Below are 7,824 nucleotides of genomic sequence, written 5' to 3' on the forward strand. Positions count from 1 at the left end.
CCGCCACCCTTCGGCGCACCGCCGGCACCCAGGGCGCCGGGAGCCGCCAACCACGGTCACGGCAAGACCGTGCTGCCCGGCTATTCCCGTGGCGGACAAGTCGTTTCGGTGGACTACCCGCGACCGGCCGCGCCGCCGCTGGACCCTCCGCCGGAAGGGCCATCCGACGCATTCACCGGAATTGCCCCCGACGTCGAGTTGATCTCGATCCGCCAGTCCAGCCAGGCGTTTAACCTCAAGGACGCCTACACCGGTGACGAGGACCCGCAAACGCGGCAGAAGCGGGACAATATCTTCACAATGGCGCGGGCGATCGTGCACGCCGCCAACATGGGCGCGCGGGTGATCAACATCTCCCAGGTGATGTGCATGAGTGCGCGCAGCATCATCGACGCGCCTGACCTCGGTGCTGCGGTCCGTTACGCGGCGGTCGACAAGGATGCGGTCATCGTCGCCGCCGCAGGCGACACCAGCCAGCGCGACTGCAAAGAAAATCCGCTCGTTGATCCTTTGCACCCCAAGGACGTTCGCGACTGGAATGGCGTGACGACGGTGGTGACGCCGTCGTGGTTCAGCGACTACGTGCTGACCGTCGGCGCGGTAGATTCCTCCGGCGCGCCGATGGACAAGTTGAGTGTGGCCGGGCCGTGGGTATCGATCGCAGCACCCGGTACCGACGTCGTCGGGTTCTCACCGCGAGATGACAGCCTGGTCAACGCAATTGACGGTCCGGACAACTCTTTGTTGGTGCCGTCGGGTACCAGTTTCTCCACGGCGATCGTGTCCGGTGTGGCAGCGCTGGTACGGGCGAAATATCCGCAATTGTCCGCCCACCAAGTCATCAGCCGGTTGACCCGGACCGCCAGGCCACCGGCTCGCGGCGTGGACAACCAGGTCGGCTACGGGATCGTCGACCCGGTCGCTGCGCTGACCTGGGATGTGCCCGAAGGGCCTGTTCTGCCCAAAGATTCGAAGGCACCGCTGGACATGCCTCCGGCACCTGCTCCACGCAACATGGTCCCGGTGTGGGTCGCGGCCGGAGGCCTCGGTGGTGCGGTACTACTAGCCGGCATGGTATTCGGTGCAGCAATGCTGTTGCGAAAGACAGGGAGACAGTAATGAAGGCACAACGCGAATACGGCCTGGCCCTGTCGTGGCCGCGAGTGACCGTGGTGTTTCTCATTGATGTTGCGTTGCTGGTGATCGCGAGTCGTCTACCCGAGTCTTGGCAGGCCGGTCACGCGGCCTTTTGGGTCGGAGTTGGGCTCGCGGCGTTGGTGACGATCGTTGCCCTGGTCACCAATGGTGGCGTTCCCGTTGCGTCGGCACCGATTGCGCGCGTACGAAATTGGTACGCCGATCCGGAAGCGCTGACCGTCGGCTGCACCCCCGCGATCGATCACCGGCGTCGCTTCAGCCGCGAAACGGTCGGCCTGCGCGAGTACGACGGCAAGCTGATCGGAGTGATTGCGGTAGAGGCGGCCGTGGAGGCACCCTCGGGACGGCATCGTCATCAAGACGCGTTACCGGCAGCGATGCCGCTGGACGCGGTCATCGAGGCACTGCGCCAGTTCGACGTGCGCCTGGACAGCGTCGACATCGTTTCGGTGGGAACCCGCCGGGCCGGCAACGGCGTGAAATCAGCGGTGCAGGACGATAACGGGCCAACCGGTGATCGACGTCCGCTCGAGGAACGCAACACCTGGCTGGTATTGCGCATGGATCCACTGCACAATGTCCAGGCGGTGGCTGCCCGCGATTCGGTCGCCAGCACGTTGGCGGCGGCTACCGAGCGGCTGGCCCAGCATCTGGACGGGCGAAGCTGCTCGGCACGGCCGCTGACCGCCGACGAGATCGTCGACGTCGACGACGCCGTGTTGGCCGGGCTCCAGCCGGCTCACATCCGGCCGTACTGGCGCTACCTGAAAACCCCCGACGGGTTCGTGACCAGCTTCTGGGTCTCACCGTCCGACATCACCAGCGAGACCCTCCAGGAGCTGTGGCTCACCGATGCCGACGTCACCGTGGTGACGATCAGGCTGATCGCGGATGGTCGGGAAGCCGACGTCGCGGTCTGGGTGCGCTACCACAGTGACAAGCGGCTGCACAAAGAGACATTCAACGGGCTGAACCGGCTCACCGGCCGTCAGCTGGGCGCGGTAGCTTCCAGCATTCCGGCGCCGAGTTCGGGTCGGCCGCTGCCGATGCCGAGTCGCATACTCGACGACGGCGAGGGCATCTTGGTTCCGGTCGGTGCGGTATACCTTCAACAGATGAGTCACGCCGAAGCTTTGCGATGACCCGGCCGCAGGCCGGAGCAGCAGATGCCCGCAACGCAATGGTTGCGGGCCTGCTGGCGTCCGGGATCTCGGTCAACGGGTTACAACCGAGCCAAAATCCGCAAGTGGCGTTGCAGATGTTCACCACGGCCACCCGGCTCGATCCGGACATGTGCGACGCCTGGCTGGCCCGGGTACTCGCGGGTGACCAGACCATCGATGTGCTCACCGGCGCGTGGCAAGCGGTCAAGACGTTCGGCTGGGAGATCCGCCGACTTGGCTTGTCCGAGTTGGAGTTTCGTCCCGAGGTTTCCGACGGGATGTTCCTACGGCTGGCGGTCACCAGCGTGGAGTCATTGGCTGCCGCCTACGCGGCCGCCCTCACCGAAGCGAAACGGTACGCCGAGGCGGCGGAGCTGCTGGATTCCACCGAGCCGCGCCACCCGTTCGACGAGGAGTTGCTCAAGTACGTGCGGGGCTTGCTGTATTTCCGCACCGGTCGCTGGCCCGACGTCTTGACCCAGTTCCCGCCTGGGACCACGTGGCGCCACCCCGAGCTCAAGGCCGCCGGAGCGGCGATGGCGACCACAGCGCTGGCCTCGTTGGGGGTCTTCGAGGAGGCAACCCGACGTGCGCAGGAGGCCATCGAGGGCGACCGAGTGCCCGGCGCCGCCAATGTCGCGATGTACACCCAGGGCATGTGCTTGCGGCATCTGGGCCGCGAAGAGGAGGCCGTCGAGTCTTTACGTCGGGTGTACTCACGCGACGCCAAGTTCACCCCGGCGCGCGAAGCGTTGGACAACCCCAGCTATCGGCTGGTGTTAACCGACCCGGAGACCATTGAGGCAAGAACGGATCCGTGGGATCCGGATAGTGCGCCCACCCGCGAAGAGGCCGAGGCCGCCCGGCACGCCGAAATGGCCAAGAAGTATCTGGACGAAGGCGATGCCGAGCTGAACGCGATGCTCGGCATGGACCAGGCCAAGCGGGAAATCAAGCTGATCAAGTCGACCACCAAGGTGAATCTGGCCCGCGCCAAGATGGGCCTGCCGGTGCCGGTGACCTCGCGTCACACCCTGTTGTTGGGACCGCCCGGCACGGGGAAGACGACGGTGGCCCGCGCATTCGCCAAGCAGCTGTGCGGGTTGACTGTGCTGCGCAAGCCGTTGGTGGTGGAGACCAGCCGCGCAAAGCTGCTCGGCCGCTACATGGCCGATGCAGAAAAGAACACCGAGGAGATGCTCGAGGAGGCGCGCGGCGGGGCCGTGTTCTTCGACGAGATGCACAACCTGCATGAGAGTGGCTACTCCACCGGCGACGCCTACGGGAACGCGATCATCAATACGTTGCTGCTGTACATGGAGAACCATCGCGACGAGCTGGTGGTCTTCGGAGCCGGCTATGCCAAGGCGATGGACAAGATGCTGGAGGTTAACCAGGGTCTGCGGCGCCGGTTTTCGACGGTGATCGAGTTCTACAGCTATAACCCCAAGGAACTGATCGCGCTGACCCAGCTGATGGGCCGGGAAAACGAAGACGTGATCACCGATGAGGCGGTCGACGTGCTGCTGCCGGCCTACACCAGGTTCTACGAAGACGAGAACATCTCCAGCGACGGCGACCTGATCCGCGGTATCGATGTGCTGGGCAATGCGGGGTTTGTGCGCAACGTGGTGGAAAAGGCCCGCGACCACCGCAGCTTCCGCCTCGACGACGAGGATCTCGACGCGGTGTTGTCGAGTGACGTCGACGAGTTCAGCGACGACCAACTGCGCCGGTTCAAGGAGCTGACGCGCGACGACCTGGCCGAGGCCCTCAGGGCGGCGGTGGCGGAGAAGAAGACGGACTAGTGGGTGCGGTCAGTTAACGCCTGTGGAGCAGGAACGTCGTGGCCCGCCCGCATGTGTAACGAACTCCAGCAATTTACCGATAATCCGCCGCGGGTTGCATTGACGGCGTGTCGGTGCTGCTGCGACGATGCATCTACAAATACGTAACGAGCACCTCGCTAGGTGAGGCGTCTGCACGGATATAGGCCACTGACCTCGAACGTCGAGAGACGCCCAGGGTCAGGACAGCTCTTCCCGGGCTAAGGGTTGAGCCCAAGTGGCTTCCGGTTTAGCCGGATACGCCGTGCAGTGCCAAAGCTCCGGCGAGAGGGGTGCCACCCGGCGGTTTCGTCGGGCGATCCACTTCTCTTGGCGGCGCGGCGAGTGCACTGACCGCGAGGGGGTGGGCCGAGACGACGTCCACTGATGGTTCTTGCTCAGAACTAAGCAAGATCGATGACCGTTTCGCCCCGATCCGGTCACGGCAGGCTCCGCGAACTGAACCGGTTTGCGCAAACCTCGTCTCCGGGTCGGATCTTTCATTGAGGAGAAGTCCATGTCATTCGTGACCACGCAACCGGAAACGTTGTCCGCAGCAGCGGGCGACCTCCAGGGAATTGGTGCAGACGTGACCGCCGGAAACGCGGCCGCAGCCAGCCCGACGACGGCGGTGATTCCCGCGGCAGCCGACGAAGTTTCGGCGCTGACCGCGGCCCAGTTCACCGCGCATGCCCAGCTGTATCAAGCGGTCAGCGCTCAAGCCGCGGCGATTCACGAGATGTTCGTGTCCACGCTGAGCAGCAGTGCCGTGTCGTATGCAGAGACCGAAGCCGCCAACGCGGTTGCTGCGGGCTAAGGGGAGGTGTCGCAATGGATTTCGGAGCATTATCACCAGAGATCAACTCCGCTCGCATGTATGCCGGTCCCGGTTCGGGGCCCATGCTGGCCGCCGCGTCAGCGTGGGACGTGCTGGCCGCCGAGCTCGGCTCGGCCGCGTCCTCGTATGCCGCGGTGGTCTCCAGCCTTGCCGAAGGATCTTGGCTGGGACCCGCGTCGGCATCGATGGCGGCCGCGGCGAATCCGTATGTGGATTGGATGAGTTCGACCGCCACCCAGGCCGAGCAAACGGGTTTTCAGGCCAGGTCGGCTGCGGCGGCCTACGATGCCGCGTTTGCGATGACGGTGCCACCCGCTGTTGTCGCAGCCAACCGTGCTCAGCTGGCCGCCTTGGTGGCGACCAATGTGCTGGGTCAGAACACCCCGGCGATCGCGGCCAATGAGGCCCTCTACGCCGAGATGTGGGCCCAGGACGCAGCGGCGATGTACGGCTATGCCGGAGCTTCGGCGGCCGCAGCGACGGTGACACCGTTCGGTTCTCCGCCGGAAACCACCAATGCGGGCGGCGCGGCCAGCCAAGCAGGCACGGTTGCCCAGGCCACCGGCACGTCGTCAAGCGCGGGCGTGCAGTCGACGCTGTCCCAGGTGATCTCAACTGTTCCCAACGCACTGCAGGGGATGGCGTCACCGGCGGCGAGCACCAATCCCTTTGCGCCAGGATCGAATCAGGCCACCACCGGGCTCGCCGGGTTGTTGAACCTCTTCAGCGGAACGACTCAGTCGGCATTCGGGAGCTTCATAAGCTCCGGGCTCTCGAACGGATTCCTTTCGGGCAACTGGATCAACCCGGCCAGCATTAGCCCTGCTGTGACAAGCGCCTTCGCTGATATCGGGTTCTTGGCGGTTGCCGGGCAGGGCTTTGGTGGCGCAGTAAACCCGGCCATGTTGACAGCGACTACCGCGCCGTCGGCGCTGAGTGCCGGATTGGGCCACGCCGGTTCGGCGATGGGAGGGCTGGGTGGACCGGCAGTGTCGGCTGGGATGGGCCGCGCGACCCTGGTCGGGGCGATGTCGGTGCCGCAAAGTTGGGCCGCAGGCACTCCCGGGACCCCCGCCGCGCTCATGTCGTCGTCATCGGGCGGGTGGGCCATCGCGCCGGGCGCCGGGACCGAGATGGCCGGGATGCCGGGTGTGCCCGGTATGCCTGGGGTGCCGGCGGCAGGCATGGGCGGACGAGGGTTCGGCTTCGCTGCTCCCCGCTATGGGTTCCGCCCCACCGTCGTCGCGCATCCGCCGGCGGCTGGATAGCAGAAAGGAGCTAAGTCGTGGTTATCAGGGCCGCCACGATCGGAATTCGACGTTGCGGTTGGCGTCGCGCCCGACGTACCCGTCCACCGTGCCCAGAACCGGGTCCGCACGAGATCCGATTTATGGCGGGCTGCGAACAGCCCCAACAGCTTTCGAATGCCGGTGACGCGTCCGCTGCGCCGGCCCGGGCGCGATATCGGCAATCGTTTGCGCGCGTCGAGTTGACTACCACCGTTGATAATGGAACTATTGCTTCTGCAAGCACCTCGCTAGGTGAGGCGTCTGCACGGATATAGGCCACTGACCTCGAACGTCGAAAGACGCCCAGGGTCAGGACAGCTCTTCCCGGGTTAAGGGTTGAGCCCAAGTGGCTTCCGGCTCAGCCGGATACGCCGTGCAGTGCCAAAGCTCTGACGAGAGGGGTGCCGCGGCCAGCTAAATCTGGCAGGTCCGCCTCATCCCGTGTGCAACGTGTTGGCACCCCTGTGTGCCCTGGCCGTGAGGAGGTGAGGCGAAATGAGTTCTAGTGACAGTCCGTATCCGAGACCGATGACCATTTCGTTCGGATCCGGCCCCGGCGCCATCTCCACTATCTGATCGGCTTGCGCCGCTTCGCTTAACACGCACGCATCGTGTTCGTATGCGCGCGTGGTCCTGTCGTGCTCTGACGCGATCACCGCCGCGGGTTCGTCCTGCTTCGCCTAAGGAGAATTCGATGTCCCTCTTGACCACACAGCCCGAACTGCTTTCGGCAGCAGCCGGCCAGTTGACGGGTATCGGCTCCGAGCTGAAGGCACAGAACGCCGCCGCGGCGGTGGCTACGACGGCAGTGGCGCCCGCCGCTGCTGACGAAGTATCGGCTTTGACGGCAACACAATTCATCTCCCAATCCCACATCTATCAGGCCATTAGCGCTCAGGCCACGGCGATTCATGACATGTTCGTCTGCACCTTGGGCGCCAGCGCCGGTTCCTATGCGACCACCGAGGCCGCCAACGTGATCACCGCGAGCTGAAAGGAGCGCCGCAATGACTGCAGTATTCGACTTCGGCGCATTCCCGCCGGAAGTCAACTCCGCCAAGATGTATGCCGGCCCTGGATCGACTTCGATGCTGGCCGCCGCAGCGGCCTGGAATGGCCTGGCCTCCGAGTTACGTTCGCAAGCAACCAATTACAGTTCGGTCATTTCAAACTTGTCTGGCGAAGGCTGGCGCGGTCCAGCGTCTACGGCCATGGCAGCTGCAGCTGCACCGTATGCGGCATGGATGAACACGACTGCCGCGCAAGCTGAGCAGACCGCCCACCAGGCGGCGGCCGCCGCGGCTGCCTACGAAGCTGCGTTTGGCATGACGGTGCCGCCGCCGATGATTGCGGCGAACCGCGCCCAGTTGGCGGCCCTGGTGGCGACCAATGTGCTGGGTCAGAACACTCCGGCGATCGCGGCCACCGAAGCCCAATATGGCGAAATGTGGGCTCAAGACGCGGCCGCCATGTACGGCTACGCGGGCCAGTCGGCGGCGGCGGCCAAGGTGCCAGCATTCGCCGCGGCGCCGCAGACGACTGCGCCTGGC

General features: G+C 65.0%; 7 protein-coding genes and 2 riboswitches. All 7 genes read left to right on the top strand.

The genetic code is table 11. From position 1 onward, the window contains the following. On the top strand, window positions 1-1,119 hold a 1,119-nt coding region (gene mycP, locus WB785_RS23340), incomplete at its 5' end, for a type VII secretion-associated serine protease mycosin (RefSeq protein ID WP_424082250.1). Continuing rightward, complete coding sequence (gene eccE, locus WB785_RS23345) at window positions 1,119-2,300, top strand: type VII secretion protein EccE (protein ID WP_424082252.1); 1,182 nt, start codon at window positions 1,119-1,121, stop codon at window positions 2,298-2,300. The genes mycP and eccE, both read left to right, overlap by 1 nt. Further along, the gene (gene eccA / locus WB785_RS23350) at window positions 2,297-4,129 is read left to right on the top strand and encodes a type VII secretion AAA-ATPase EccA (RefSeq protein WP_424082255.1); all 1,833 of its coding nucleotides are present in this window, start codon (window positions 2,297-2,299) and stop codon (window positions 4,127-4,129) included. Before eccE ends, eccA begins: the two co-directional genes overlap by 4 nt. A gap of 147 nt (window positions 4,130-4,276) precedes the next feature. Then, window positions 4,277-4,447: riboswitch (M-box (ykoK) riboswitch) on the top strand. Window positions 4,448-4,664: 217 nt separating this feature from the next. Then, window positions 4,665-4,964: a PE family protein gene (locus WB785_RS23355; protein ID WP_424082257.1), complete on the top strand. Its 300-nt coding sequence runs from the start codon at window positions 4,665-4,667 to the stop codon at window positions 4,962-4,964. A 14-nt stretch (window positions 4,965-4,978) separates the two neighbouring features. Further along, complete coding sequence (locus tag WB785_RS23360; protein WP_424082258.1) at window positions 4,979-6,253, top strand: PPE family protein; 1,275 nt, start codon at window positions 4,979-4,981, stop codon at window positions 6,251-6,253. A gap of 258 nt (window positions 6,254-6,511) precedes the next feature. Beyond that, window positions 6,512-6,682, top strand: a riboswitch (M-box (ykoK) riboswitch). A gap of 286 nt (window positions 6,683-6,968) precedes the next feature. After that, on the top strand, window positions 6,969-7,268 hold the full coding sequence (locus WB785_RS23365) for a PE family protein (protein WP_424082260.1): 300 nt from the start codon (window positions 6,969-6,971) through the stop codon (window positions 7,266-7,268). 13 nt (window positions 7,269-7,281) lie between these two features. Next, the coding region (locus tag WB785_RS23370; RefSeq protein WP_424082262.1) for a PPE family protein at window positions 7,282-7,824 on the top strand (543 nt) is incomplete at its 3' end.

Source organism: Mycobacterium sp. (assembly GCF_049585075.1).
Classification (GTDB): domain Bacteria; phylum Actinomycetota; class Actinomycetes; order Mycobacteriales; family Mycobacteriaceae; genus Mycobacterium.

Coding starts and splice junctions, on each gene's coding strand:
- eccE (WP_424082252.1), top strand. CDS start 1,119: ATGAAGGCACAACGCGAATACGGCCTGGCCCTGTCGTGGCCGCGAGTG.
- WB785_RS23360 (WP_424082258.1), top strand. CDS start 4,979: ATGGATTTCGGAGCATTATCACCAGAGATCAACTCCGCTCGCATGTAT.
- WB785_RS23355 (WP_424082257.1), top strand. CDS start 4,665: ATGTCATTCGTGACCACGCAACCGGAAACGTTGTCCGCAGCAGCGGGC.
- eccA (WP_424082255.1), top strand. CDS start 2,297: ATGACCCGGCCGCAGGCCGGAGCAGCAGATGCCCGCAACGCAATGGTT.
- WB785_RS23365 (WP_424082260.1), top strand. CDS start 6,969: ATGTCCCTCTTGACCACACAGCCCGAACTGCTTTCGGCAGCAGCCGGC.